Source organism: Micromonospora sp. CA-244673 (assembly GCF_050948395.1).
In the GTDB taxonomy this organism is placed as follows: Bacteria; Actinomycetota; Actinomycetes; order Mycobacteriales; family Micromonosporaceae; genus Micromonospora.
Genome location: NZ_CP192019.1, coordinates 619,804 through 644,423, shown reverse-complemented (window position 1 = coordinate 644,423; position 24,620 = coordinate 619,804). Strand labels below are relative to the sequence as shown.

Below are 24,620 nucleotides of genomic sequence, written 5' to 3'. Positions count from 1 at the left end.
TCCTGGCCGTCGCCATCCAGCACTACGCCAGTCACCCACAGCACCGGGCGGCCATCGGCACCACGGCGGAGTACCGCCCGACTCCGGCACGCCCCCACCGCGGCTGCTCAGCGCACCGCCTGACGAGCGGCACCGTCGGGTCGCCGAGGGTCGGCCGGGTTAGGCTCGGCGAATGCGTTCCGCCCAGCAGATCCTCGCCGATTCCGCCGTGATCGCCGTCGTGGGGGCGTCCCGCGACCCGGGCAAGGCCGCCCACCGCGTGCCGCTGGAGATGCAGCGGCACGGCTGGCGGATCATCCCGGTGAACCCGACTGTGGACGAGCTGTTCGGCGAGAAGGCGTACCCGTCGCTGGCCGACATCCCGCACCCGGTCGACCTGGTGGACGTGTTCCGCCCGGCCCGGGACGCCGTCGAGGTGGTCCGGCAGGCGGTGGCGATCGGCGCGCCGGCGGTCTGGTTGCAGCTCGGGATCTTCTCCGACGAGGCGCGGCGGATCGCCGAGGAGGCGGGGATCGACTACGTGGAGGACCGCTGCCTCATCATCGAGCGGGCCGCCGGTGGCCTGACCCGGCGCGGCTAGTCCCCACTCCCACGATCAGGATCGGGGCCGAACAGCAGGTCGAGCTGGGTGTCGAGGGCGGCCAGCGCGGTCTCCGGCGGGTAGTGCCCGCCGATCAGGTAGATGCCGAGGCCTTCCATCACGGCGAGCAACCCGACCGCGGCCCGTTCGGGGTCCACCCCGGGGTTGGCGCCGGCCCGGATCTGGCCGGCGATGAAACCGAGGAGGGCTGCCGTCTCGTCGTGCAGCGCGGCGGCGACGGCGGGGCGCACGGCGGTGTAGGCCAGGAACGCGAGGGCGACCCGGCCGTCGGCGCGGCGCTCCTCGTCGAGGGGCAGCAGCTCGGCCAGCATGGTCCGCAGCAGCGTGCGGGGTGCCGGCGTCGCGCCGAGCGCCCCGAGGGCCCGGGTCACCCGGGCCTCGTTGCGGTCCCGGACCACGGCGAGCGCGAAGGTCATCATCTCGTCGCGGGTGCGGAAGTAGTGCTGCACCATCCCGGCGCTGACCCCGGCCGCGGCGGCCACGTGCCGGAGGCTCACGGCTTCCAGGCCCTGCTCGGCCGCGACCCGCATGAGCGCGTCCGCGATCAGCGCCCGGCGCTCCCGGTGGTCGACCCGCTTCGGCATTCCCCCATGCTTTCACAATACGACCGCATTGACACGCCGCCCGCGAGCGTTTACGTTGCGACTGCATCGCAAAACGATCGGAGGGGGGATCGACATGAGGAAGGCACTCGGCCTGCTACGGCGGGTGATCGTCTACGAGTGGCGAATGTGGCGGAGCCTCTTCCGCTGGCTCCTGCGCCGGCCCGTCGCCCCTTCCGAGGAAGCCGGAGCCTTCGGCTATATCGGTGCGGTGAGGCCGATCCTGATCGCCTTCATCGCGCTCTCCGCCGTCGAGATTCCGATCTTCGACGTGATCATCCGGCACACCATGTCCTGGCAGGCGGCGCGTGAGGTCGCGCTCGGGCTCGGCATCTGGGGAGTGCTGTGGATGATCGGCCTCTACGCCGCCCTCCAGATCCACCCGCACGTCGCTCACCCTGCCGGCCTGCGGGTCCGCAACGGTTTCTCGGTGGACTTCACCGTGCCCTGGGAGGCGGTGGCCCGGGTCGACGCCCGGTACCGCTCGCTGACCGGGAGCCGCACGGTGCAGGTGGAGCGGACCGAGGCCGGGACGGTGCTCAACATCGTCACCGGCAAGCAGACCAGCGTGGACCTGGTGCTGCACCGCCCGCTCTCGGTCCCGCTGCCGAGCGGCCCCAGCGAGCCGGCGACCGAGATCCGGCTCTACGCCGACGACCCCGGCGCGCTGGTAAGGCTGGCCCGCCAACACCTACCGACGCCAAACCCCACCACCCGGCCGCGTTGATCAAGAGGTCTGCGTCACCGGCAAGGTCGGATCCGACGCAAACTTCTTGATCAACGCGGTGCGCCGGCACGGCTCAGAGCTTGTACTCCTTCAGCAGGCCGCGGCTGATGATGGTCTTCTGGATCTCCGAGGTGCCCTCGCCGATCAGCAGGAACGGGGCCTCCCGCATCAGCCGCTCGATCTCGTACTCCTTGGAGTAGCCGTAGCCGCCGTGGATGCGGAACGCTTCCTGGACGACCTCGGCGCAGTATTCCGAGGCGAGCAGCTTGGCCATCCCGGCCTCGACGTCGTTGCGCTGGCCGGCGTCCTTGAGCCGGGCCGCGTTGACCATGAGGGCGTGGGCCGCCTCGATCTTCGTACCCATCTCGGCGAGCTTGAACGCGACGGCCTGGTGCTTCGCGAGGGGCTGGCCGAAGGTGCGGCGCTGCTGGGCGTACGCGACGGCCAACTCGAAGGCGCGGATCGAGATGCCGCAGGCGCGGGCGGCCACGTTGACCCGGCCGACCTCGATGCCGTCCATCATCTGGTAGAAGCCGCGACCCACCTTCTCCTCGCCGCCGAGCACCGCCGACGCGGGGACGGTGACGCCGTCGAGCACCATCTCGGTGGTCTCGACGCCCTTGTAGCCCATCTTGTCGATCTTGCCGGGAATGGTCAGGCCGGGGGCGGTCTCGCCGAAGCCCGGCTCCTTCTCCAGCAGGAACGTGCTCATGTTGCCGTAGACCGAGTCGGCCCCGGTGTCGGTCTTGACCAGGGTGGCGACCACCGAGGAGTACGCGCCGTTGGTCAGCCACATCTTCTGGCCGTTGAGCACGTAGTTGTCGCCGTCGCGGACCGCCCTGGACTTGATCGCCGAGACGTCGGAGCCGCACTCGGGCTCCGACATGGAGAAGGCGCCGCGCACCTCGCCGGTGGCCATCCGGGGCAGCAGCCGGGCCTTCTGGTCGGCCGAGCCGTGCTGGGAGATCAGGTACGCCACGATGAAGTGGGTGTTCACGATGCCGGAGATCGACATCCAACCCCGCGACAGCTCCTCCACCACGAGGGCGTAGGTCAGCAGGGACTCGCCGAGACCGCCGAACTCCTCGTCGATGGTGAGGCCGAACAGCCCCATCTCGCGCATCCCGTCGAGGATGTCGGTGGGGTACTCGTCGGCGTGCTCCAGCCGCTGGGCGTGCGGGATGATCTCCTTGTCGGCGAACTCCCGGACGGTTTCCAGAATCGACCGCTGCACGTCGGTCAGGCCGGGCGTCTGGGCGAGTCGGGCCATCTCAGCCTCCGGGGGATCGGCGCACTACTCGTGGGTAACTGAACGCTGGGTCAGTATCGGCCCCGGGACCGGCGGAGCCAAGGTGACCAGTCCACACAACCGCTGTGAAAAGGTTCACCGCTGCGGGTAGCGTCCGCAAGAGAGAGGGCCGTCGACCTGCGAGGCGAGGGGGCGAGGAGGGCGTGAGCCAACCACCCGGTGAGCCGGACCAGCCACCGTCGCCGTACGAGCCGCCGGCCTACGGCCAGCCGTACGGGGAGCCGCAGCAGCCGCACTGGGGGCACCGGCCGCCCGGGGCAGCCCAACCGCCCTACGCCCCGCAACCCCCGTACGGCCAGTACGGGCCGCCCGGCCCCGGCCCGCAGCCACGCGGCGGCGGCCCGAACGTGCTCGCCATCCTGTCGCTGGTCTTCGCCTTCGTCTTCGCCCCGGCCGGCATCGTCTGCGGCCACCTGGCCAAGCGGCAGATCCGGCGGACCGGCGAGGAGGGCGACCAGCTCGCCACCTGGGGGCTGATCCTCAGCTACGTCTTCACCGCGCTCGGCCTGCTGATCTGCTGCGGCTGGATCGGCCTGGCCATCTGGGCCAACTCGGACAACGGCAGCACCTACTGACCGTCAGCGGAACTCGGCCTCCCGCACGCTGTTGCCGCCGTCGACCACCAGCATCTGCCCCGTGATGTAGGAGGCGGCCGGCGAGCAGAGGAAGGCGATCGCCGCGGCCACCTCGTCCGGCGTGCCGGGGCGGCCGACCGGGGTGCCGAGGCCCTGCTTGATCTCGACCATGGTGGACGCCGCGGTGTGGATGATGCCCGGCGCCACCGCGTTCACGGTCACCCCGTCGGCGATCATCTCCATGGCCAGCGCCCGGGTCAGCCCGACCACGCCGGCCTTCGCCGCCGCGTAGGCGGCCTCGGTGGGCAGCGCGTTGACCGGCCCGGCGGTGGCGGCCAGGTTGACGATCCGCCCCCAGCCCCGCTCGGCCATCCCGCTGATGAACGCGCGGCTGCACAGGAACGCCGTGGTCAGGTTGCGGTCGATCTCGCCGCGCCATTCGTCGTAGGTCAGCTGGGCCACCGGCCGCAGCACCTCGGGGCTGGCCCGGCTGGCCAGGCCGGCGTTGTTGACCAGCACCTCGACGTCGCCGAGCTGCTCGGCCACCGCGTCGGCCAGCGCGCCCACCTCGGACTCGTCGGTGAGGTCCGCGACGAAGCCGGTGACGCCCAGCTCGCCGGCCCGATCGTGGATCCGCCGGGTGGTGGAGACGATCGCCACCCGGGCGCCCAGGTCGGCGAGGCGGCGCGCGGTGGCGTACCCGATGCCGTCCGGACTGCCCGCGCCGGTGACCAGCGCGACGCGGCCGTCCAGGCGCATGGTGGTCGGCTCCTCCAGGGGTGCCGGCTGGTCCTGGTCGGCGGAGCCCGTCGGGGTGCCGCCGCGGGGCCGGCGCACCAGGCCCGGCCGGCTGACGTCCCGTCGGGACCGACCACCGCGCGCGTCAAGTGCCATGCCGCGATCCTGCCCGCTGTGGACGTTCCGGGCAACGCGGCACCCGGAAAGGGGGCCCTGCGACTTGCCCGCCGGTGGCTACCCTGACCGCACCACGTCCATGGAGATGATCTGATGACCTATTCCCCACCGCCCGGTGGTTGGCACGACCCGTCGGCGGCCGGGCCACAGTCGAGCCCGCCGGTCGACCCGACGATGCCGATGGCCGGCAACCCCATCCCGACCCAGCCGACGTCGGCGGACCCGTACGCGCCCGCCGACCCGTACGCCGCGCCCGGCTACGCGCCGCCCGGCAATCCGTACGCCGCACCCGGCTACCCGCCGGCCGGCGACCCCTACGCGGCAGCCGGCTACCCGCCGGCGGCGTACCCCGGCTACGCGCCCCCGTCCAGCAAGACGAACACCCTGGCCATCGTGGCGCTGGTGCTCTCGCTGGTCGGCTTCACCTCCTGCATCACCGCCCCGATCGGCGCGATCATGGGCCACGTCGCCCGGAAGCAGATCCGGCAGACCGGCGAGCAGGGCGAGGGCATGGCGAAGGCGGCCATCATCGTGGGCTGGATCCTCACCGCCCTGCTGGTGCTGCTGATCATCTTCTACGTCGTGATGATCATCATTGCCATCAACTCGGACAGCTCCAGCACCTACTGACGCGGACGGGCCGCCCCGGTCGCCGGGGCGGCCCGTCGCGGTCAACGGCTCGCGGTCACTCCGACGGCGGGGTGAACGACGTGGTGCGGCTCATCCCGGCGGCCCGGCCCTTGGCCGCGATCACCAGCGCCATCTTGCGGGACGCCTCGTCGATCATCTCGTCGCCGAGCATCACCGCGCCGAGCTTCCCGCCTGCCTCCGAGGTGTAGAAGTCGTACGCGTCGAGGATCAGCTCGGCGTGGTCGTAGTCGGCCTGGGCCGGGGAGTAGACCTCGTTGGCCGCGTCGATCTGGCCCGGGTGCAGCACCCACTTGCCGTCGAAGCCCAGCGCCGCCGAGCGCTTCGCCACCTCGCGGAACGCGTCGGTGTCCCGGATCTGCAGGAACGGGCCGTCGATGGCCTGCTTGTCGTGCATCCGGGCGGCCATCAGGATCCGCATGAGGATGTAGTGGTAGGGGTCGCCCGGGTAGTCCGGGATCAGCGCGCCGACCACCAGCGACTTCATGTTGATCGAGGCCATGAAGTCGGCCGGGCCGAAGATGATCGTCTCGACCCGGGGCGAGGCGGCGGCGATCGCGTCGACGTTGACCAGGCCGGCCGCGTTCTCGATCTGCGCCTCGATGCCGATCCGGCCGACCTCCAGGCCCAGGGTCTTCTCGATCTGGGTGAGCAGCAGGTCCAGCCAGTGCACCTGCTCGGCGTTCTGCACCTTCGGCAGCATGATGCAGTCCAGGTTGGCCCCCGCGCCCTCGACCACCTCGATGACGTCCCGGTAGGTCCACGGCGTGGTCAGGTCGTTCACCCGGACCACGCGGGTCTTGCCGGCCCAGTCGCCCTCGTTCAGGGCGGCGACGATGTTCTTGCGGGCGTCCGGCTTCGCCAGCGGGGCGACCGCGTCCTCCAGGTCGAGGAAGACCTGGTCGGCCGGCAGGCCCTGGGCCTTGCCGAGCATCTTGACGCTGGAGCCGGGTACCGCGAGGCAGGACCGGCGGGGGCGACCGACTGCGGCCATGGGTGCGCTCCTTCCAGCGTCCGGCGGGCACGCCGACGCCTCCAGGTGAAAGACGAGAACTTAACGATCCCAAAGGGCGTTGTGACGCCACGGTAACCTCGTGCCGTGACCGGGGTGAATGGACCTGTGGAAGATCTCACTGAGCGTCGGACCGTGGTGGTGACCGGCGCCAGCTCGGGCATCGGCCTCGCCGCCGCGGTCGACCTGGCGCGACGCGGCGACCGCGTGGTACTGGTCGGCCGGGATCCGGCCCGGCTGCGCGCCGCCGGGGAACGCGTCCGCGAGTGCTGCGGCGAGCAACCCGAGCTGTTCCGCGCGGACTTCGCCGTGCTGGACGACGTGCGCGGGCTCGCGGAGCGGCTGCGCGCGGCGTACGACCGGATCGACGTGCTGGCCAACAACGCCGGGGCGATCGTGCTCCAGCCCATCACCACGGTCGACGGCTTCGAGCTGAGCATGCAGGCCAACCACCTCGCCCCGTTCCTGCTCAGCAACCTGCTGCGGGACCGGGTCGGCCGGATGGTGGTGACCGCCTCGGGCGCGCACCGCAGCGGCGCGCTTGACCCCGACGACCTCAACGCCGCGCTGCGCCGGTACCGGCCGATGCGCGCGTACGGCACCAGCAAGCAGGCGAACATCCTGTTCACCGCCGAGGCGGCCCGGCGCTGGCCGCGGGTGCCGGCGCACTCGTTCCACCCGGGCGTGGTGCGGACCCGGTTCGGCAACGAGAGCCGGCTGGTCGCCCTCGGCATGCGGCTGCTCCCGTTCCGCAGCCCCGAGCGGGGTGCGGAGACCCTGGTCTGGCTGGCCAACCAGGACCCGGCCCGGCTGGTCGACGGCGGCTACTACGCCGACCGGCGGCTGCGCCGGCCGCTGCCCAAGGCGGCCGACCCGGCGCTCGCCGCCCGGCTCTGGACGGCCAGCGCCAAGGCCGTCGGGATCGACGCCTGAACCGTTTCCGGGTGCCCCCACCGGGCGGGTCGCTGCCATACTCCGCCGCATGACCGAGCACGAGGGAGCGACCCTGCACGTCGGGGGCGCGGACGCCGAGCTGGCCGCCCGGATCGACCGGGAGCTGACCGCCTTCAACAACGCCGAAACCGGCGCCACCGACGAGGCCGACCTGACGGTCCGCGTGGTCGACGCCGGCGACGAGCTGGTGGCCGGGCTGACCGGGTGGACCTGGGGCGGCCGGGCCGGGATCAACACCGTCTGGGTGCGGGCGGACCGCCGCCACGAGGGTTGGGGCGGCCGGCTGCTGCGCGCCGCCGAGGAGGAGGCCCGGCGGCGCGGCTGCACCGAGATCTCGGTGGCCTCGTTCTCCTTCCAGGCGCCGGACTTCTACCGTCGCCACGGCTACACCGACACCGGCATCCGGGACGGCATCCCGGGCGGCCACGTCGACCACCAGTTCTGGAAGCCGCTCGACACGGACCCGGCCGGAGTCCTCCGGGTGGTCGCCCTGGTCGACCTGAGCCCCGGCCCCGAGGCCGGCCGCCGGTACGAGGACGCGGTGCTCGCCCTGCTCGGGCGGCACGGCGGGCGGCTGGAGCGCCGGCTGCGCACCGGGGACGGGAAGACCGAGGTGCACGTGATCCGCTTCGCGGCGCGGGCCGGCTACGACGCCTTCCTGGTCGACCCGAGCGGGTCGCGCTGCGAGCCGCACTCGGCGACGCCGCCCCCACCACCCAGGTCCTCGACGTCCACGACGTCTGACCCGACTTCCCTCTTCCCCCTCACCTCATCACGGTCGGCCGGCGGGAACAAGACTTGATCTTGCAGCCGACCACGCGCAGGGTCGAGGCATGGACTTCGATCCCCTCGCCACCGCGCGCCGGGCCCTGTGGATCGGTGGCGCCCAGTGGGCCGGCAAGACGACCCTCGCCGTCACCCTCGCGTTGCGGCACGGCCTGACCGCGTACCTCTACGACCGGCACGACGCCCGTGGCCACGAGGACCGGCGGGTGGCCGACCGGGTCCGCCGCGGCGATCCGCCCGCCGGTCCCGAGCCGGACGCGGTCTGGGTGGACCCCGACCCGGAGCGGATGGCGGCCGAGACACTGGCCGCGTTTCCACGCCGGTTCGCCTGGGTGCTGGACGACCTCAGCGCGCTGGTCAGCGGCCGCCGGGTGGTGGCCGAGGGTTGGGGACTGCGGCCGGAGCTGGTCGCCCCGGTCGTCGAGTCGACCGGACAGATGGTGGTGCTCGTGCCGACGCCGGAGTTCCGCGCGTACCAGATGACGCGGCTGCCCCGGGCGACCGCGCGCCACCCCGGGGTGCGCGACCCGGAACGGGCCTGGCGCAACCGGATCGCCCGCGACGAACTGGTCGCGGCCGACGCCGTGGCCCAGGCCCGGGGCCTGGGGATCCGGGTGGTCGAGGTGGACGGGAGCCGGGACGCGGAGACGGTCGCCGCGCTGGTGGCCGACCACTTCGCGGCGTACCTCTGACGCTCACTCGGCGAGGTGGACCGGGACGGTGGTGACCACCACGCCGGGCAGGGCCCGCAGGGCGGCGCGGAGCCGCTGCTCGGCGCGGCTGTGCAGCGGGCGGTGCCAGCGGCGGCGGAGCACCACCTCCGGCACGATCACCGTCAGGGTCAGCTCGGGCCGGTTGGTGTGCAGCGCCTCCAGGTAGTGCGCGAGCGGCCCGATCACCGCCCGGTACGGCGACACGATCGTCTCCAGCCGCAGGTGGTCGCCCCAGGCCCGCCACTGCTCACGGAACCGGTCCGCCTCGCTCTCCTCCGGGGCGATGTGCACGGCCAGCGTCGGCTGGCCCAGCGACGCCGCGTACGCCAGGGCGCGCAGCGACGCCCGGTTCAGCCGGGCCACCGGCACGACGACCAGGTGGCGTACCTCCTGGGGCAGTTCCTCGCCCTCGGCGGACCCGGCGGGTCCGGGCGGCGCGGTCACGGGCGGGTGCAGCGCCAGCGCCCGGTGCAGCGTGGCGTAGTGGCGGTGGATCCGCCGGAAGAGCAGAACCAGCAGCGGCACCGCGACCACGACCACCCAGGCGCCCTCGGTGAACTTCGACACGGCGGCCGTCAGCAGCACCAGCCCGGACAGGGTGGCGCCGACGGCGTTGACCGCCAGGCGCCGGCGCCAGCCCCGCCCCCGGCGACGCCGCCAGTGCACCACCATGCCGGCCTGGGACAGGGTGAAGGCGAGGAAGACGCCGACGGCGTAGAGGGGAATCAGCGACGCGGTGTTGCCCCGGAAGGCGACGAGGATGAGCCCCGCGGCGAGCGCCAGCGCGACCAGGCCGTTGCTGAACGCCAGCCGGTCTCCCATGTGCAGGAACCGGCGGGGCACATGGCCGTCCCGGGCCATGAAGAAGAGCAGCCGGGGGAAGTCGTTGAACGCGGTATTCGCCGCCAGCAGCAGAATCAGCGCCGTGGTGGCCTGGAGGATCGCGTACCAGGGGCCGGGCGGGAAGGTCACCCGGCCGAGCTGGGACAGCAGCGTCTCGCCCGGCCTCGGCACCAGGCCGTCGAGGTGGACCAACCCGACCAGGCCGGCGAAGAGCACGACCAGCATGGCGACCATCCAGCCCAGCGTGGTGCGGGCGTTGCGCCATTCGACGCGGCGGAACGCGGGCACCGCGTTCGAGACCGCTTCGATGCCGGTCATCGACACCGCGCCGGAGGAGAACGCGCGCAGCACCAGCAGCAGGCCCAACCCCTCGGCGGCCGGCACCGCCGGCGACGGCACCGGCGCGAAGCCCCGGCCCGCCGCCCGCGCGTAGCCGACCACCAGCAGCGCCACGACCGCCACCACGAAGGCGTACGTGGGCAGCACGAAGATGTTCCCGGCGGTGCGTACGCCGCGCAGGTTGCCGGCGAGGACCACGGCGATCACCAGCACGCCGAGCGGCACCGTGGCCGGGGCCATCGCCGGCAGCGCCGAGGTGACCGCGTGCACGCCGGCCGACACCGACACCGACACGGTCAGCACGTAGTCGAGCATCAGCCCGGCCGCCGCCGCCAGCCCGGGGGTGCGCCCCAGGTTGTCCCCGGCCACGATGTACGACCCGGCTCCGTGCGGGTACGCCGGGATGGTCTGCCGGTAGGACACCCCGACCGCGATCATCAGCAGAACCAGCAGGCCGGCCAGCGGCAGGGAGAGCCCGAGCGCGGCGCTGCCGGCCAGCAACAGCACGCCGAGCATCGCCTCCGGCCCGTACGCCACCGAGCTGAGCAGGTCGGAGGAGAGCACGGGCAGGGCGACCAGCTTGCGCATCCGCTCGTAGAGCACGGAGGCGCTGGAGATCGGCGGGCCGAACAGCGTCCGGCGGGTCCGGGAGAGCAGCCGGCCGGCCCGCGAGCCGGGCACGCGGGCCGGCTCGCGGGCGAGCAGTTCGTCCGGCTCCTCGACGGTGAACATCTCGATCGGCGCCAGCCGGCCGAACCGGGTCGGCCGCGGCGACCGCCCGCTGCGACCGAGCGTCGGGTCGATGGGCAGGTCGTCGGGACGGCGGGGCTCCCGCCAGCGTTCCCCGATCCGGCCCAGGGCTGCCCGCTCGCCGTGGCCGAGCGGCGGGAACTCGGCCGACGGGGTGACGATCGTCCCCCGCTCGGCCTCATCGCCGCCTTCCCCTGCCGCTTTCACCCCCCGCACTTTCACCGAAACCGGTCCGGCGGGGAGCACTTTCCGCGAAAGCGGTCACTCGATCAGCGGTGCGGGGTCGGCGGGGACCGCCACCGGAACGGCGCGGCGGCCGGCCCGCGCCCCGCCGAGGATGACGACGGCCACGCCGGCCAGCAGCAGGGCCAGCCCGGGCAGGGCGAGCGGGCGGGGCAACTGGCCCAGCCAGACCCCGGCGATCAGCGCCGCGCCCGGCGCCTCCAGCAGGATGAGCACGCTGATCGTGGTGGCGGAGACCCGGTGCAGGGCGTAGTTGAACATCGAGTGGCCGAGGAGCTGGGCGCCGGCCACCAGGCCGAGGATGGCGAGCCAGGTGCCGCCGTCGTAGCCGTGCAGGCGCACCCCGCCGGCCAGGCAGACCACCAGCAGGATCGCCGCGCAGACGCCGTAGCAGATGGTGGTGTAGGTGGTGGTGCTGATGCTGGCCCGGGCCCGCTCGCCGAAGGCGGTGTAGACCGCGGCGAACATGCCGCCCGCGACGGCCAGCAGGTCACCGGCGAAGGCCCGGCCGGAGACGCCGAAGTCGGCCCCGGTGGCCAGCACCGCACCGAGCACGGCGACCGCGATGCCGGCCCAGACCGCCGCGGGCAGCCGCCGCCCCTGCCAGCGGGCGATCAGTCCCTGCCAGACCGGCTGGGTGGCGCCCAGCGCGGTGGCGGCGGCCACGGAGGTGAGCTGCGCGCTCGGCATCCAGGTGGCGAAGTGGGCGGCCAGCGCCACCCCGGAGAGTACGCAGTAGAGCCCCTCCCGCCGGCCCGCGCCGACGGTCAGCGCCCGGAACTCGGCCCGCCGCCGGGTCACCGAGACGGGGCCGAGCACGGCCAGCGAGAGCACGTTCCGCCAGAAGGCGATGGCGAGGGCCGGGGCGGCGGCGAACGCGACCAGCGGCGCGGAGGACGAGACGGCGGTGACGGCCAGCGCGAGCGCGCCGACGGTCAGCGCGTCGAGCGGCGGGCGGTGTGGGGCGTGGGGCACGGAGAGCAATACTCACACGCCGCCGGACACCACGGACGGTCAGCACTCCGTTACGATCATGCGCGTCCCGGCGATCCTCCCTCGACGTCCGGAGCCGTACCCCCATGCCCAGATACCAGGCGGTGCTGTTCGACTTCTTCGGCACGCTGACCCGCTGCGTCCAGCGCGGGTCCGCTCACCGAACCATCGCCGAGCTGCTCGGCTGCTCGGCCGACACCCTGATCGAGGTCCTCGACCGCAGCTACTACCAGCGTGCCAGCGGGCGGTTCGGCAACGCCGAGGCGACCCTGCGCTGGGTCTGCGGGCAGGCCGGCGTGCACCCCTCCGACGAGGCGGTACGCGCCGCCGTCGCCTCCCGGCACCGGGCGGTCCGCGCCGACACCCGGCTGCGCGCCGAGGCGGTGCCGGTGCTGGCCGCGTTGCGCGGGCAGGGCGTCCGCACCGGCCTGATCAGCGACTGCACGCACGAGCTGCCGGCGTTCCTGCCCCAGCTGGCGGTCGCCCCGCTGCTCGACGTTCGGGTCTTCTCGGTGCAGGTCGGCCGCTGCAAGCCCGATGCGGCGCTCTACCTGACCGCCTGCCACCGGCTCCACCTCGCCCCGGCCGACTGCCTCTACGTCGGCGACGGCGGCAGCCAGGAACTCACCGGCGCCGAGCGGGCCGGCATGACCGCCGTCCGGCTGGCCGCCCCGGACCTCGCCCGTCACATGGTCTTCAACGCCGACCACGGCTGGGACGGCCCGGCGCTGACCTCGCTCACCGAGGTGCTCGATCTGCTCGACCCGGTCGCCGTCGGCTGAGCGGCGTCCACCCGGCCGCGCAGCACGTCCGGGGCGGACGGGCCGGGGCGGCTCAGCGCCGGCGGACCTTGTGCAGCCGGAAGGGCTTGCGGGTGGCCCGCACCGCCGTCGTCTCCCGGGGCTGCTCGGCGAGCGAGCCGGCCGGCAGGTCGGCGCCGGCCACGGCGGTGCCCGCCGGGCTCAGCCGTTGCAACGCGCACCCCTCGGCCGCCCAGCGGGCCACCAGGTCGGCGGAGGGGCCCGGGGTGTTCAGCCGCTTGGCGGCGACCAGCGGCGCGGCCGTCTCCCACTCCTCGCTGCCCGGCCGCAGCCGGGTCACGCGGGCCGGCCAGGTCACGATCCGCCCACCGTGGTCGCCGCGCAGGGTCACCTCGGCCGTGCCCGCGTCGGCCAGCCCGGGGGCGGACTGCTCGCCCGGACCGCTCACCACCAGCAGCGCGCCGTCGAGCGGAAGGCACCAGAGGCCGTACGCCGGGCCGCCGTCGACGCTGACCCAGCAGACGGCCGCCTTCTTCATCGCCTCGTCCACCAGCGGTGCGGCGGTCCGCTCGACCTCGTCGCTCACTCCGGCATCCTCCCCCATCCCGGCCCGGCCGGGGACGTTCCCAGCGGCACGCTACCGCGCCGCGACCCGCCGCCTCAGCCCACGAAGGGCGGGACGGCGATCTCGCCCCGGGCCACCGGCATGACGTGGCCGGCGACGGTCGCGCCGACCGCCACCCCGCCGGCCGCGGTCACCGTGCAGGCCAGCGCGGACGGCCGGTTGATCTCGATGCCCTGGCGGACCGCGTACTCGGAGCGGCCCTCGCCGGGCAGCAGCCCGCTGGCCACCAGCCAGACGCCCAGGCCCAGGGCGGCCGAGCCGGTCGCCGGGTCCTCCGGCACGCCGAGGCCCGGCACGAAGACGCGCGCGTGCGCGGTTTGCGAGTCGGCGTCCCAGGAGAAGACGCTGACGTGCTCCACGCCGTACCGCTCCGCCGCCGCCGCGTTCACCTTGGCGCGAGCCACCGCGTCCGGGCGTACCGGAAGGTAGGGGAATTCCAGCCCGCAGCCGGCGACCCGGGGCGCCGGGCCGGCGTGGTCGGCGGCGGAGAGGCCGGCCATCTCCAGCAGCGGCTCCGGGTCGAGCTCGGGCCCGAGGGTCGGGGTGCCCCCGGTGAGCGTCGCCCCGGTGGGGGTGACCTCGATCGGCAGCACCCCGGCGCCGCACTCCTGGGTGACCCTGCCCACATCGAACATGCCGCGCCGGCTCGCGGTCACGGCGGCGCCCACGCTGGGATGCCCGGCGAACGGCAGTTCCTCGGCCGGGGTGAAGATCCGCGCCCGGTACGTCGCTCCGACCTGCGTGGGCGGCAGCACGAACACCGTTTCCGACAGGTTGAACTCCACCGCGAGGGCCTGCATCTGCTCGGTGGCGAGCCCCTCCGCGCCGAACACCACGGCCAGCGGGTTGCCGGCGAACGGGCGATCCGTGAAGACGTCCACGATCTCGTAGGCCAAGGTCGACATGTTGATAAACACTAGGCCCTTAGGCTGGTGCCCGTGAGCACGCCGAACCGGGTCTACATCGCTCGACTCGCCGGAGTCGCCGTCTTCGACCCGAACGGCGACCAGGTGGGCCGGATCCGCGACGCCGTGGCCCGGATGCGGCCGACCCAACGGCCGCCCGAGGTGGTGGGGCTGGTGGCCGAGATGCCGATGCGGCGGCGCATCTTCCTGTCCATCAACCGGATCACCTCCATCGACCCGGACGCCGTGGTGCTGGGCAGCGGCACCCTCAACCTGCGCCGGTTCGAGAAGCGCCCGAACGAGCTGCTGGTGCTCCAGGAGCTGCTGGACCGGCGGGTCCAGCTGGACACCGGGCAGGCCGGCTCGGTGGTCGACGTGGCCATGGAGCGCAGCCGCGGCGGCGAGTGGGCGCTGACCCGGGTCGCCGTCCGCGAGCAGACCAGCCGGCTCGCCCGCCGCGGCCACCTGCACCAGGTGGAGTGGGACCGGGTGCGCGGCCTGGGCGGCCTCGCCGACAGCCGGGGTACGGCCAACCTGCTCGCCGTGCTGGAGGACATGCGCCCGGCCGACCTGGCCAACGCCCTCCAGGACCTGCCCGACGCCCGGCGCAACGAGGTGGCCGCCGCGCTGGACGACGAGCGCCTCGCCGACGTGCTCGGCGAGCTGCCCGAGCACGACCAGGTGGAGATCCTGGCCGCGCTGGACCGGGAACGCGCCGCGGACGTGCTCGAGGAGATGGACCCGGACGATGCCGCCGACCTGCTCAACGAGCTGCCCCCGCCGGAACAGGACGTGCTGCTCGACCTCATGGAGCCGGACGAGGCCACCCCGGTCCGCCAGCTGCTGCGCTACGCCTCCGGCACGGCCGGCAGCGTCATGACCTCCGAGCCGGTGATCCTGCCGCCGGACGCCACGGTGGCCGAGGCGCTGGCCCGGATCCGCGAGCCGCAGCTCTCCCCCGCCGTGGCCGCGCAGGTCTTCGTCACCCGCGCCCCGCTCACCACGCCGACCGGGCGCTACCTGGGCATGGTCCACTTCCAGGCGCTGCTCCGGGAGCCCCCGGCCGACCTGCTCGGCGGGGTCGTCGTCAACGACATCGACCCGCTGCGGCCCACCACCCCGCTGCCCGAGATAACCCGCCGCATGGCCACGTACGACCTGGTCGCCATGCCGGTGGTGGACCGCACCATGCGGCTGGTCGGCGCGGTGACCGTGGACGACGTGCTGGACCACTCGCTGCCGCGCGACTGGCGGGACCGGGACGCCATGACCGGCGCGCCGGTCGACGACGACGCGCCGCTGGACGGCGACCATGGCTGACCAGCGACGAGAGCGGCTGGACCAGCCCCGGGCGCCCCGGGGCCTCCGGCTGCCGCGGATCGACGCGGAGACCTTCGGCCGCTGGTCGGAGGGGATCGCCCGGGGCATGGGCACCGCGAACTTCATCGTCTACATGACGTTGGTGATCGCCGCCTGGTTCGCGTGGAACACCCTGGCTCCGGCGAACCTGCGCTTCGACCCGTACACCTTCACGTTCCTGACCCTGGTGCTCTCCCTCCAGGCCTCGTACGCGGCCCCGCTGATCCTGCTCGCGCAGAACCGGCAGGCCGACCGGGACCGGATCGCGCTGGAGGAGGACCGGCGGCGGGCCACCATGCAGAAGGCCGACACGGAATACCTGGCCCGGGAGATCGCCGCGCTGCGCATCGCCCTGGGCGAGGTGGCGACCCGGGACTTCCTCCGCTCCGAGCTGACCCGGCTGGCCGAGGAGCTGGACGAGGCGGCCGAGCGGCGGCGGAAGCTGGAACGCCGACAGCAGGAGCGGGAGGCCCGGCGGCAGGCCGGCGGGGAGCCGCTCGACGAGCCCCGCGACGACCTCGACGGCGACTTCGCCCGCGACGGGCGGTTCGAGGGCTGAGCCCGGAACGTATTGAACGCCGCGCGCCTCAAGGGGCCAGGCGAGCGGCGTTCGATCCGATCGTCCCACTTCGCGGCACGGGCCGTCCACCCCTCGGGCGGCCATCGATTCGCTCACACCGGCCCACGCCAGCGGCGGACGCCGATGACCACCGACGTAGCATTGCGGACATGTCAGCACCCGTCAGCACCATCTCCGACGCGATCCAGGCGGCCCTGGCCACCGTCAACGACCCGGAGATCCGTCGGCCGATCACCGAGCTGGGCATGGTCCGTTCCGCCGAGGTCGGCGACAACGGCGTGGTCCGGGTCGAGCTGCTGCTCACCGTGGCCGGCTGCCCGCTGAAGGACAAGCTGCGTAGCGACATCACGGCCGCCGTCGGGGCGGTGCCCGGCGTGACCGGCGTCGAGATCGAGTTCGGTGTGATGAGCCCGGAGCAGCGCCAGGAGCTCCAGTCGAAGCTGCGCGGCGGCGGGGCCACCGCCGAGCCGGTCATCCCGTTCGCCCAGCCCGGCTCCCGCACCCGCGTCTACGCGGTCGCCAGCGGCAAGGGCGGCGTCGGCAAGTCCAGCGTCACGGTCAACCTGGCGGCCGCGCTGGCCGCCCGCGGCCTCTCGGTCGGCGTGGTGGACGCCGACATCTACGGCCACTCGGTGCCCCGGATGCTCGGCGCCGACGGCGCGCCCACCCGGGTCGAGGACATGATCATGCCGCCGCAGTCGCACGGCGTGAAGGTCATCTCGATCGGCATGTTCACCCCGGGCAACGCGGCCGTCGTCTGGCGCGGCCCGATGCTGCACCGGGCGCTGCAGCAGTTCCTCGCCGACGTCTACTGGGGCGACCTGGACGTCCTCCTGCTCGACCTGCCCCCGGGCACCGGCGACATCGCGATCTCGGTGGCCCAGCTCCTGCCGAACGCCGAGATCCTGGTCGTCACCACCCCGCAGGCGGCCGCCGCCGAGGTGGCCGAGCGGGCCGGCGCCATCGCGCTGCAGACCCACCAGCGGGTGGTCGGCGTGATCGAGAACATGTCGTGGCTGGAGCTGCCGGACGGCTCCCGGATGGAGGTCTTCGGGGCCGGTGGCGGCGAGGCCGTCGCCGAGTCGCTGACCCGGACCATCGGCGCGCAGGTGCCGGTGCTGGGGCAGATCCCGATGGACACCCGGGTGCGCGAGGGCGGCGACGCCGGCAACCCGATCGTGCTGGCCGAGCCGGACGCCCCGGCCGCCCGGGCGCTCGTCCAGGTCGCCGACCGGCTCGCGGTGCGCCGCGAGTCCCTGCTCGGCAAGCCCCTGGGCCTGAAGCCCGCCGGTCGCTGACCGCCCCTCCCGCCCTCCCCGCACCGACCCTCCCCGGCCCCGCCGCGGAGGGTCGGTTCCGTTGATCATGAAGTTGTTGTCACGCGCCTCGGCGTGTCAGGACAACAACTTCATGATCAACGGGCTGGGGCGGGGAGCCCCCCGGGGGGGTGGGGTGGGGGGTGGGGTCAGGTGGCGTCGTCGTAGGACGGGCGGGGGGCCGGTGCGGTCGTGCCGCCGGTGGCGGTGGCCGGGCGGGTGCCGTTGGTGCGCAGGTCGGCCGCCTTGGCCACGTCCTTCAGGTCCTCGTGCACGCCGGTGACGTCCGAGCGGATGTTGTCGTACATGCTCTGCAGCGGCTTCCGGAGGGCCTGTTCGTCCTCCTCGCTGAGCAGGTGCTTCCGGATGAACGCCTTCGGGTGCAGGTCCTCCAGCTGGATGTCCGTGCCCAGCTCGCGGCTCAGGTCGCCGGTGGCGTTCCGCGCCATGTTGCGCAGGTTGCGGACCATCCGGAGGCCGTCGTTGATCACCGTGGGCAGCCGGTCCCCGAAGATCAACAGTGCCAGGAGCAGCAGGGCGCCGATCTCCCACCAGTTCAGGTTCTCGAACACTCGGCCTCCTCGTGGCGCGTCAGGGCAAGACTACGCACGTCAGGTGGCCGGCCGGGAGGGGGTGAGGGGACCTCACTTGGCGTCTGCGGCGAGCGTCACCGAGGCGTTCTGCCGGTTGGACCCGCGCCGGTACTCGACCGTCACCACCGAACCGGGGGCGTACTTGCGGACCAGGGCCACCAGGTCCGTCGGGTCGTTCATCGGGTGCCGGTCCAGCCGGAGCACCACGTCCCCGGTACGCAGACCAGCCGCCGCCGCCGGACCGGCCGGCTCGACGTTGTTGAGGCGTACGCCGCCGCCGCTCACACCGGTGCCGCCGACCTGGGCGCCGATCACCGTACGCCGGGCCTTGCCGGTGCCGATGATGTCCTCGGTGACCCGCTTCGCCTGGTTGATCGGGATGGCGAAGGCGAGCCCGATGTTGCCGGCCTCCTGCCCGTCGGCCACCAGGGACTTGATCGTCGAGTTCACCCCGACCACCCGGCCGGCGCCGTCGACCAGCGGGCCGCCGGAGTTGCCGTGGTTGACCGCCGCGTCGGTCTGGATGGCCGCGTAGTAGCGGGTCGGCCCGCCCGGCTCGCCGGCCATCATGGTGCGGTCCAGGGCGCTCACGATGCCGGCGGTGACCGTGTTGGCCAGGGAGAGCGGCGAGCCGACGGCGAGCACCGGGTCGCCGACGGCGAGCGCGTCGGAGTCGCCGAACTCGACCGGCTTCAATCCGGTGCGGGTCACCTTGATGACGGCGATGTCCGACTCCGGATCCTGCCCGACGACGGTGCCCGGGGCGGTGCTGCCGTCGTTGAAGACCACCGTGGCCTTGCCGGGCCCGCCCGCGACCACGTGGTCGTTGGTGACGATGTGCCCGTCGGCGCTCACCACGAAGCCGGAGCCCTCGCTGGTGCCGCCGAGGCTGGCCACCCGGACGGTGACCACGCTGGGCAGCACCTTCTCGGCGACCCCGGCCAGTGAGTCGGGCTTGCGCTGGGCGAGCGCCGGGGCCTGCCCGGACTGCGCCCCCAGCGTCGGCATCGCACCGCCGGTGCGCAGGAACGCGTAGGTCAGGGCGCTGCCGAGCGAGCCGGCGAGCAGGGCCGTGATCAGCGAGACCAGCACCACCTGGCGCAGGCCCGGCCGCCTCGGCGCGTCGGGGTCGGTCACCGGTTCCGGCTCACTGCTCCCGGGGAGCGGCGCGGCCGGGACCACCACGGCAGCGGGCGCGTACGGGTCGCGCCAGGGGTCGGCGAGCGCGTCGGACCACCAGGGCGAGGTGCCGCCCCCGGCGCCCTGCGGTGGCTGCCCCGGCGGCGGCCCTCCCGCCGGTGCCGTGCCCCCGCCGGGCTGGCGCCAGTCCCAGCCGTCGGTCACGTCGGTGCCTCCCAGTCCGTCCCCCAGGCCCCGACGGGCGGTCGGCGGAGCCGGCCGTGCCGCACGGGACTCCGTCCAGGATTGCACGGATGCCCCGAGCGGAGTCAGGGGTTGCCGCGCGTGATCGTCTGAGGGCCGACTCGCGGCTGCGCGTGTCGAGGCGCGCCTCTAGGCTCTCAGTGCCAACCGACCCCTCGCACCAGTCCGCCCGGAGGTGTCCCATCGCCACGGTCGCCGGCTCCGGCAACTCGACCGCCCAGGTGCTCCAGTTCGCCGAGTCGTACGTCACCGAGGATCTCGTGCTGCGGACGGCCCGCGCCCTCGCCCACGAGGTGGGCGTGGACGCGGTGACGCCGGGCGCCGGGGCCGCGCTGCGCCTGCTCGCCGCCGCCGGGAACGCCCGGGCGGTGGTGGAGATCGGCACCGGCACCGGGGTGAGCGGTGTCTGGCTGCTCCGGGGCATGCGCCCCGACGGGGTGCTCACCACGATCGACGTGGAGGTCGAGCACCAGCGCATCGCCCGGCGGCTGTTCCAGGAGGCGGGTTTCGCGTCGGGGCGCACCCGGATCATCACCGGCCGCGCCCTCGACGTGCTGCCACGGCTCGCGGACGGCGCCTACGACCTGGTCTTCGTCGACGCCGAGGCGACCGGCTTCGCCGCCTGCGTGGACGCCGCCCTGCGGCTGCTGCGCCCCGGCGGGGTGCTCGCGCTCAACGGAGCCCTGGCCGGCGGCCGGATCGGTGACCCGGCCGCCCGCGACATGGAGACCGTCACCGTGCGGGAGACGATCAAGGCGATCCGCGAGTCGGAGCACTGGGTGCCGGCGCTCCTGCCCGTCGGGCACGGCCTGCTCGCCGCCGTGAAGGGCTGACCACCGCGCCCGGTCAGCCCAGCGTGGCCAGCCAGCGCAGCAACCCGCGGACGCCCCAGCCGGTGGCGCCCTTGACCAGCTCGCCGTGCACGTCGTCCGACCAGGAGGGCGCGGACATGTCCATGTGCACCCAGCGGTCGCGCAGGTCGCCGGTGAACTCGCGGAGGAAGAGCGCGGCCACCACCGAGCCGGCGCCCCGGCTCGGTGAGCTGTGCAGGTCGGCGATGTCGCTGCCCAGGTACTCGACGTAGTCGTCGGCGAGCGGCATCCGCCAGGCCCGCTCGCCGGCCGCCGCGATCGCGCCCAGCAGGTCGGCGGCGAGGTCGTCGTTCTCGCTGTAGAGGGCGGCGTGCCGCTTGCCCAGCGCCACCGCGTTCGCCCCGGTCAGGGTGGCCAGGTCGACCATCAGGTCGGGCTTCAGCTCCCGGACGGCGTACGCCATGGCGTCGGCGAGGACCAGCCGGCCCTCGGCGTCGGAGTTGGTGCTCTCGCTGGTCAGGCCCCCGTAGTGGCGGATGATGTCGCCGGGGCGGAACGCCGAGCCGCTGACCATGTTCTCGGCGAGCGGGGCCAGCGTGGTGACCCGCACCGGCAGGTCCAGCGCGGCGGCGCCCAGGGTGGCGGCGACCACCGCGGCGGCCCCGGCCATGTCCTTGCGCATGAGCTTCATGGCCGGCACCGGCTTGATCGAGATGCCGCCGGTGTCGAAGGTGATCCCCTTGCCCACCAGCACCACGTGGGTACGCGCGCCGGCCGGCCGCCAGTCCAGCTCGACCAGGCGGGGGCCGCTGGCCGAGCCGCCGCCGACGGCCAGGATGCCGCCGAAACCCTCGGCGTCCAGTTCCTCCGGGCCGCGTACCCGCAGGTGCAGGTCGGCGCGGCCGGACGCGGCGGAGGCCACCTGGGCGGCGAACCACTCCGGGTTCTTGGTGGAGGAGGGGGTGTTGGTCAGGTCCCGGGCCAGCCGGGTCATCTCGGCGGTGGTCCGGGCTGCGGCCAGGGTCGGCGCGAGCGCCTCCGGGTCGCCGACCACGACGTCCACCTCGGCCAGCGCGGGCGTGCCGCCGGCCTGGGTGAGCCGGTAGCGGTAGGAGCCGAGCAGCAGCCCCTCGGCCAGGCCGCGCAGCGCGTCGGTGGCCTCGTCCGGCAGCGTGATGGTGATGTGCGTCTCATCCTTGGCGGCCCGGGCGAGCGCCGCGCCGGCGACCCGCCAGCCGTGCTCGCCGCCCTCGCCGACGCCGAGCAGCCAGAGCCGGGCCGGGGTGCCGCCGGGACGCAGGTGCTCCCGCACCTCACCGGCGGCGCCGCTGAGCCGGGCGGCGGGCAGCAGCGCCGCCGCCTCGGCCCGGACGTCGTCGCCGGGCGGAACGGCGGTGGGAACCAGCGCGGCGGGCGCGTCCGGCCCTTCGGGACGAACGGGCAGGACAAGGGTGTCGGGCCGCGTGGGCCCGCTCACCAGACGAATGGCCAGCACGCTGGACCGTACCTCCGAAACTGCTCGAAGCGGGACACTTTGCCGCTCACCGGGCGAGGAAGGCCCTGAGCCACCGGCTCTGCCGGTGGCTCAGGGTAGGGCGAACCGTTCGCACGACGGACGTCGCGCGAACCGCTCCCCGCATCAGCCGGCAGCCGCCTTCAGCGCGTCACCCAGCGCGGTGGCCTCGTCGGGAGTCATCTCGACGACGAGCCGGCCACCACCCTCCAGCGGGACCCGCATGACGATGCCCCGGCCCTCCTTGGTGACCTCCAGCGGACCGTCGCCCGTCCGCGGCTTCATCGCCGCCATGTTGTCTCCCCTCAGACCTACACCAGGGTCGGTGGGTTGCCCCACAGCCACTTCGTCATGACCACCCGCAACCGTCGCGGGGGCGTCGACCAACGATTTTCCCTGATGAACACCGCCGGACCCAAACCGAAGCAGCATTGATGTAACAGCATCTAGCTTATCTTGGATAGGCCTGTCACAATGTGCGGTCATGCAGGCACGGTCGGCACTCTTCGACCTGTACGGCGACCACCTCCGGGCGAGGGGTGGCCGCGCACCGGTCGCCGCCCTGGTCAAGCTGCTGGCACCGCTCGGGATCGCCCCGCCGGCGGTCCGCACCGCGGTCTCCCGGATGGTCCGTCAGGGCTGGCTCGAACCGCTCCGGCTCGCCTCCGGGCCCGGATATTCGATCACACCGAAGGCGGCCCGAAGACTGGACGAGGCGGGCGCCCGGATCTACCGCACGGGGCGGCACGCCTGGGACGGACGGTTCGACCTCCTGGTGCTGGACGCGCCCGCGTCCCGCCGGGACCGGCAGCGACTCGCCGCCAACCTCACCTTCCTCGGCTACGGCACGCTGGACGACTGCACCTGGGTGGCGACCCGGCCGGGCGAGGACGTCGACGTCCTGCTCGCCGAGGCCGGGGTGCGTTTCGAGCGGTTCACCGCCGCGCACGCCTCCGGCACCCCCGGCGCCATGGGGGTGGTCCGCCGCGCCTGGGACCTGGCCGAGATCGGACGCGCGTACGAGCGGTTCGTCGCCGAGCAGAAGCCGTTGCTCACCGGGGTCACCGTGCGCAGCAGCGACGAGGAGGCGTACGCGGCCCGGTTCCGGCTCGTGCACGCGTGGCGTACCTTCCTGTTCCGGGACCCGCAGCTGCCGCCCGCGCTGCTCCCCGAGCGCTGGCCGGGCAGCAGCGCCGCCAGTTTCTTCGACCGGCACGCGGCCCGGCTCCGGCCGGCCGCCGACCGGTACGTCGAGCAGTGCCTCGACGCCAGCAACCGCCTCGCCCGACAGAAGGGTCGTTAGAGACGTGACCGAGCCCCTGCTCGTCGACCGCACCGACGCCGTCGTCACCCTGACCTTGAACCGCCCGACGGCGATGAACTCGCTCGACGTGGCGCTCAAGGAGGCGCTGCGGGACACCCTGGCCGAGCTGGAGGCCGACCGGTCCTGCCGGGCGGTCGTGCTGGCCGGCGCGGGCGGCTCGTTCAGCGCCGGGCAGGACCTGCGGGAGCACGTGCAGACGCTGGAGTCCGCCGACGCCGACCCGCTGGGCACCGTGCGGGCCCACTACAACCCGATCGCGGCCCGGCTGGCCAACCTGCCCAAGCCGGTGATCGCCGCGGTCCGGGGCATGGCCGCCGGGGCCGGCGCCTCGCTGGCGTTCCTCGCCGACTTCCGCGTCGGCGGTCCGAAGACCCGGTTCCTGATGGCCTTCGCCGGCGTCGGGCTGGCCGCCGACACCGGCGCCTCCTGGACGCTGCCCCGGCTGGTCGGCCACGCCAAGGCCGTCGAGCTGCTGATGCTCGCCGAGCCGGTGGGCGCCGAGGACGCCTGCCGGCTGGGCCTGCTCACCCGGCTCGTGGACGACGACGAGCAGGTGCTCCCGGCCGCGCAGGAGCTGGCCGCCCGGCTCGCCGCCGGCCCGACCGTCGCGTACGGGGCCATCAAGCGGCAGCTCTCCATCGCCGACGCCGGCACCCTGGCCGACGCGCTGGCCGCCGAGGCTCAGGCCCAGGCGATCTGCGGCGCCACCGCCGACCACCGGGCCGCCACCATGGCCTTCGTGAACAAGCAGAAGCCGGTCTTCGAGGGCCGCTGACCGGCGCGGGTCAGTCGTCCTCCTCGGGATCCTGGTTGGCCTCGGCGCCCAGCACGAACGCCTGCATGGCCAGCTCGTCACCGGCCGGCGAGACGAAGGCGGGCAGCTCGCGCGGGCCCAGCTCCTGCACGTAGGCCCAGAAGAGCCGGACCGCCTCGGCGGGCGAGGCCGCCTCGATCGGCAGGTCGAGGCTGACCAGCCAGGAGCGGCGGGCCGGCGGCGGGCCGATCCGGTCGGCCAGCTCACGGAAACGGCCCGGGTCGAGCCCGGTGACCGGCCCGCCGGGGGCCAGGCCGCCGACCGGCACCGGCTCGTCCAGCACCCGCCGGGTGTACGTGACCACGAGCGCCCCGGGACCGGCCTCGGACTGCGGGTCGTCCGGGTCCTCCCGGGTCTCCGCCGTGGCCGGTGCGACCCGGCCGAGCGCCACCAGCCGCAGCGGTTCGTCGACCAGCACCGCCACCGGGTCGCCGGGCCGGGGCCCCGCGGCCTGATCGAGCCCGGTCAGCTCCAGCGTGTCGTGGTGCACCAGCCGCTCGGCCTCGTAGCGCTCGGCGGGCAGCAGCACCGCCCAGGCGCCCGGGGCCGCGCCGCCCTCGATCGTCCCGCTCGTCCGCGGCTCGGTGTCGGTCATGTCCCAATCCCATCACGCCGGAGCGGGGCC

27 protein-coding genes are annotated in these 24,620 nt (G+C 73.8%); 14 read left to right on the top strand and 13 right to left on the bottom strand.

The genetic code is table 11. The features are described from left to right. The first annotated feature begins 172 nt into the window (after window positions 1–172). A complete protein-coding gene (locus ACQP12_RS03255; protein ID WP_433284902.1) occupies window positions 173–580 on the top strand; it encodes a CoA-binding protein in 408 nt (135 codons plus the stop codon). Here the strand turns inward: ACQP12_RS03255 and ACQP12_RS03250 are convergent. Next, window positions 577–1,185 carry a TetR/AcrR family transcriptional regulator gene (locus ACQP12_RS03250; protein ID WP_433284900.1) on the bottom strand — a complete coding sequence of 203 codons (609 nt, stop codon included), beginning with the start codon at window positions 1,183–1,185 and terminating at the stop codon, window positions 577–579. The two genes, ACQP12_RS03255 and ACQP12_RS03250, sit on opposite strands and share 4 nt — an antisense overlap. 94 nt (window positions 1,186–1,279) lie before the next feature. Between ACQP12_RS03250 and ACQP12_RS03245 the strand changes: the two genes are divergently transcribed. Beyond that, window positions 1,280–1,930 carry a PH domain-containing protein gene (locus ACQP12_RS03245; RefSeq protein ID WP_433284898.1) on the top strand — a complete coding sequence of 217 codons (651 nt, stop codon included), beginning with the start codon at window positions 1,280–1,282 and terminating at the stop codon, window positions 1,928–1,930. Window positions 1,931–2,003: 73 nt separating this feature from the next. On the opposite strand, the gene ACQP12_RS03240 is transcribed toward ACQP12_RS03245, so the two are convergent. Continuing rightward, a complete protein-coding gene (locus ACQP12_RS03240; RefSeq protein ID WP_357940637.1) occupies window positions 2,004–3,200 on the bottom strand; it encodes an acyl-CoA dehydrogenase family protein in 1,197 nt (398 codons plus the stop codon). A gap of 182 nt (window positions 3,201–3,382) precedes the next feature. Between ACQP12_RS03240 and ACQP12_RS03235 the strand changes: the two genes are divergently transcribed. Continuing rightward, window positions 3,383–3,814 (top strand): DUF4190 domain-containing protein, encoded by a 432-nt coding sequence (locus ACQP12_RS03235; RefSeq protein WP_433284896.1) that lies wholly within the window; start codon window positions 3,383–3,385, stop codon window positions 3,812–3,814. 3 nt (window positions 3,815–3,817) lie between these two features. Here ACQP12_RS03235 and ACQP12_RS03230 read toward each other — a convergent pair whose 3' ends face one another. Next, entirely contained in the window at window positions 3,818–4,708 is an 891-nt protein-coding gene (locus ACQP12_RS03230) for an SDR family NAD(P)-dependent oxidoreductase (RefSeq protein ID WP_433284894.1), read from the bottom strand. A gap of 114 nt (window positions 4,709–4,822) precedes the next feature. On the opposite strand from ACQP12_RS03230, the gene ACQP12_RS03225 reads away from it, so the two are divergent. Further along, a complete protein-coding gene (locus ACQP12_RS03225) occupies window positions 4,823–5,359 on the top strand; it encodes a DUF4190 domain-containing protein (protein ID WP_433284893.1) in 537 nt (178 codons plus the stop codon). 55 nt (window positions 5,360–5,414) lie between these two features. Here the strand turns inward: ACQP12_RS03225 and ACQP12_RS03220 are convergent, their stop codons facing one another. Then, the gene (locus ACQP12_RS03220; RefSeq protein WP_357940630.1) at window positions 5,415–6,371 is read right to left on the bottom strand and encodes an HpcH/HpaI aldolase/citrate lyase family protein; all 957 of its coding nucleotides are present in this window, start codon (window positions 6,369–6,371) and stop codon (window positions 5,415–5,417) included. 126 nt (window positions 6,372–6,497) lie between these two features. Between ACQP12_RS03220 and ACQP12_RS03215 the strand changes: the two genes are divergently transcribed. Genes ACQP12_RS03215 through ACQP12_RS03205 form a run of 3 tightly spaced genes read left to right on the top strand, consistent with a single transcriptional unit; the run spans window position 6,498 to window position 8,821 of the window. Continuing rightward, on the top strand, window positions 6,498–7,322 hold the full coding sequence (locus tag ACQP12_RS03215; protein ID WP_357940628.1) for an SDR family NAD(P)-dependent oxidoreductase: 825 nt from the start codon (window positions 6,498–6,500) through the stop codon (window positions 7,320–7,322). Between the two features lie 49 nt (window positions 7,323–7,371). Beyond that, the gene (locus ACQP12_RS03210; RefSeq protein ID WP_433284890.1) at window positions 7,372–8,145 is read left to right on the top strand and encodes a GNAT family N-acetyltransferase; all 774 of its coding nucleotides are present in this window, start codon (window positions 7,372–7,374) and stop codon (window positions 8,143–8,145) included. A 31-nt stretch (window positions 8,146–8,176) separates the two neighbouring features. Continuing rightward, complete coding sequence (locus ACQP12_RS03205) at window positions 8,177–8,821, top strand: hypothetical protein (RefSeq protein WP_357940624.1); 645 nt, start codon at window positions 8,177–8,179, stop codon at window positions 8,819–8,821. Between the two features lie 3 nt (window positions 8,822–8,824). Here ACQP12_RS03205 and ACQP12_RS03200 read toward each other — a convergent pair whose 3' ends face one another. Both ACQP12_RS03200 and ACQP12_RS03195 read right to left on the bottom strand, forming a co-directional pair. Beyond that, entirely contained in the window at window positions 8,825–10,981 is a 2,157-nt protein-coding gene (locus tag ACQP12_RS03200; protein ID WP_433284888.1) for an APC family permease, read from the bottom strand. A gap of 54 nt (window positions 10,982–11,035) precedes the next feature. After that, the gene (locus ACQP12_RS03195) at window positions 11,036–11,992 is read right to left on the bottom strand and encodes a DMT family transporter (RefSeq protein WP_433284886.1); all 957 of its coding nucleotides are present in this window, start codon (window positions 11,990–11,992) and stop codon (window positions 11,036–11,038) included. 104 nt (window positions 11,993–12,096) lie between these two features. On the opposite strand from ACQP12_RS03195, the gene ACQP12_RS03190 reads away from it, so the two are divergent. Beyond that, on the top strand, window positions 12,097–12,792 hold the full coding sequence (locus ACQP12_RS03190; protein ID WP_357940618.1) for an HAD family hydrolase: 696 nt from the start codon (window positions 12,097–12,099) through the stop codon (window positions 12,790–12,792). A gap of 52 nt (window positions 12,793–12,844) precedes the next feature. On the opposite strand, the gene ACQP12_RS03185 is transcribed toward ACQP12_RS03190, so the two are convergent. Together ACQP12_RS03185 and ACQP12_RS03180 are read right to left on the bottom strand one after the other, a co-directional pair. After that, window positions 12,845–13,375, bottom strand: a complete 531-nt coding sequence (locus tag ACQP12_RS03185) for a hypothetical protein (protein ID WP_433284883.1) — start codon at window positions 13,373–13,375, stop codon at window positions 12,845–12,847. 56 nt (window positions 13,376–13,431) lie between these two features. Beyond that, window positions 13,432–14,301 (bottom strand): PhzF family phenazine biosynthesis protein, encoded by an 870-nt coding sequence (locus tag ACQP12_RS03180; RefSeq protein ID WP_357940614.1) that lies wholly within the window; start codon window positions 14,299–14,301, stop codon window positions 13,432–13,434. 33 nt (window positions 14,302–14,334) lie between these two features. On the opposite strand from ACQP12_RS03180, the gene ACQP12_RS03175 reads away from it, so the two are divergent. From ACQP12_RS03175 to ACQP12_RS03165, 3 genes are all read left to right on the top strand, one after another. Continuing rightward, window positions 14,335–15,621, top strand: coding sequence for a magnesium transporter MgtE N-terminal domain-containing protein (locus ACQP12_RS03175; protein ID WP_357940612.1), 1,287 nt, complete (start codon window positions 14,335–14,337; stop codon window positions 15,619–15,621). Further along, a complete protein-coding gene (locus ACQP12_RS03170) occupies window positions 15,614–16,219 on the top strand; it encodes a DUF1003 domain-containing protein (protein WP_151463925.1) in 606 nt (201 codons plus the stop codon). Before ACQP12_RS03175 ends, ACQP12_RS03170 begins: the two co-directional genes overlap by 8 nt. Before the next feature lie 170 nt (window positions 16,220–16,389). Beyond that, a complete protein-coding gene (locus ACQP12_RS03165; RefSeq protein ID WP_433284880.1) occupies window positions 16,390–17,538 on the top strand; it encodes an Mrp/NBP35 family ATP-binding protein in 1,149 nt (382 codons plus the stop codon). 167 nt (window positions 17,539–17,705) lie between these two features. Here the strand turns inward: ACQP12_RS03165 and ACQP12_RS03160 are convergent, their stop codons facing one another. Continuing rightward, entirely contained in the window at window positions 17,706–18,128 is a 423-nt protein-coding gene (locus ACQP12_RS03160; RefSeq protein ID WP_357940607.1) for a preprotein translocase subunit TatB, read from the bottom strand. A gap of 72 nt (window positions 18,129–18,200) precedes the next feature. Continuing rightward, window positions 18,201–19,508, bottom strand: a complete 1,308-nt coding sequence (locus tag ACQP12_RS03155; RefSeq protein ID WP_433289104.1) for a S1C family serine protease — start codon at window positions 19,506–19,508, stop codon at window positions 18,201–18,203. Between the two features lie 284 nt (window positions 19,509–19,792). Here ACQP12_RS03155 and ACQP12_RS03150 point away from each other — a divergent pair, with 284 nt between their 5' ends. Continuing rightward, the gene (locus ACQP12_RS03150) at window positions 19,793–20,365 is read left to right on the top strand and encodes an O-methyltransferase (RefSeq protein WP_433289102.1); all 573 of its coding nucleotides are present in this window, start codon (window positions 19,793–19,795) and stop codon (window positions 20,363–20,365) included. 13 nt (window positions 20,366–20,378) lie between these two features. On the opposite strand, the gene ACQP12_RS03145 is transcribed toward ACQP12_RS03150, so the two are convergent. Next, window positions 20,379–21,839, bottom strand: a complete 1,461-nt coding sequence (locus ACQP12_RS03145) for a leucyl aminopeptidase family protein (protein WP_433284878.1) — start codon at window positions 21,837–21,839, stop codon at window positions 20,379–20,381. A gap of 144 nt (window positions 21,840–21,983) precedes the next feature. Next, entirely contained in the window at window positions 21,984–22,151 is a 168-nt protein-coding gene (locus ACQP12_RS03140; RefSeq protein WP_013283866.1) for a DUF3117 domain-containing protein, read from the bottom strand. 190 nt (window positions 22,152–22,341) lie between these two features. Between ACQP12_RS03140 and ACQP12_RS03135 the strand changes: the two genes are divergently transcribed. Both ACQP12_RS03135 and ACQP12_RS03130 read left to right on the top strand, forming a co-directional pair. Further along, complete coding sequence (locus ACQP12_RS03135) at window positions 22,342–23,160, top strand: PaaX family transcriptional regulator (protein WP_357940603.1); 819 nt, start codon at window positions 22,342–22,344, stop codon at window positions 23,158–23,160. Between the two features lie 4 nt (window positions 23,161–23,164). After that, window positions 23,165–23,956, top strand: a complete 792-nt coding sequence (locus ACQP12_RS03130) for an enoyl-CoA hydratase/isomerase family protein (protein WP_357940601.1) — start codon at window positions 23,165–23,167, stop codon at window positions 23,954–23,956. A 10-nt stretch (window positions 23,957–23,966) separates the two neighbouring features. On the opposite strand, the gene ACQP12_RS03125 is transcribed toward ACQP12_RS03130, so the two are convergent. Next, entirely contained in the window at window positions 23,967–24,590 is a 624-nt protein-coding gene (locus ACQP12_RS03125) for a hypothetical protein (protein ID WP_433284874.1), read from the bottom strand. Window positions 24,591–24,620: the final 30 nt, after the last annotated feature.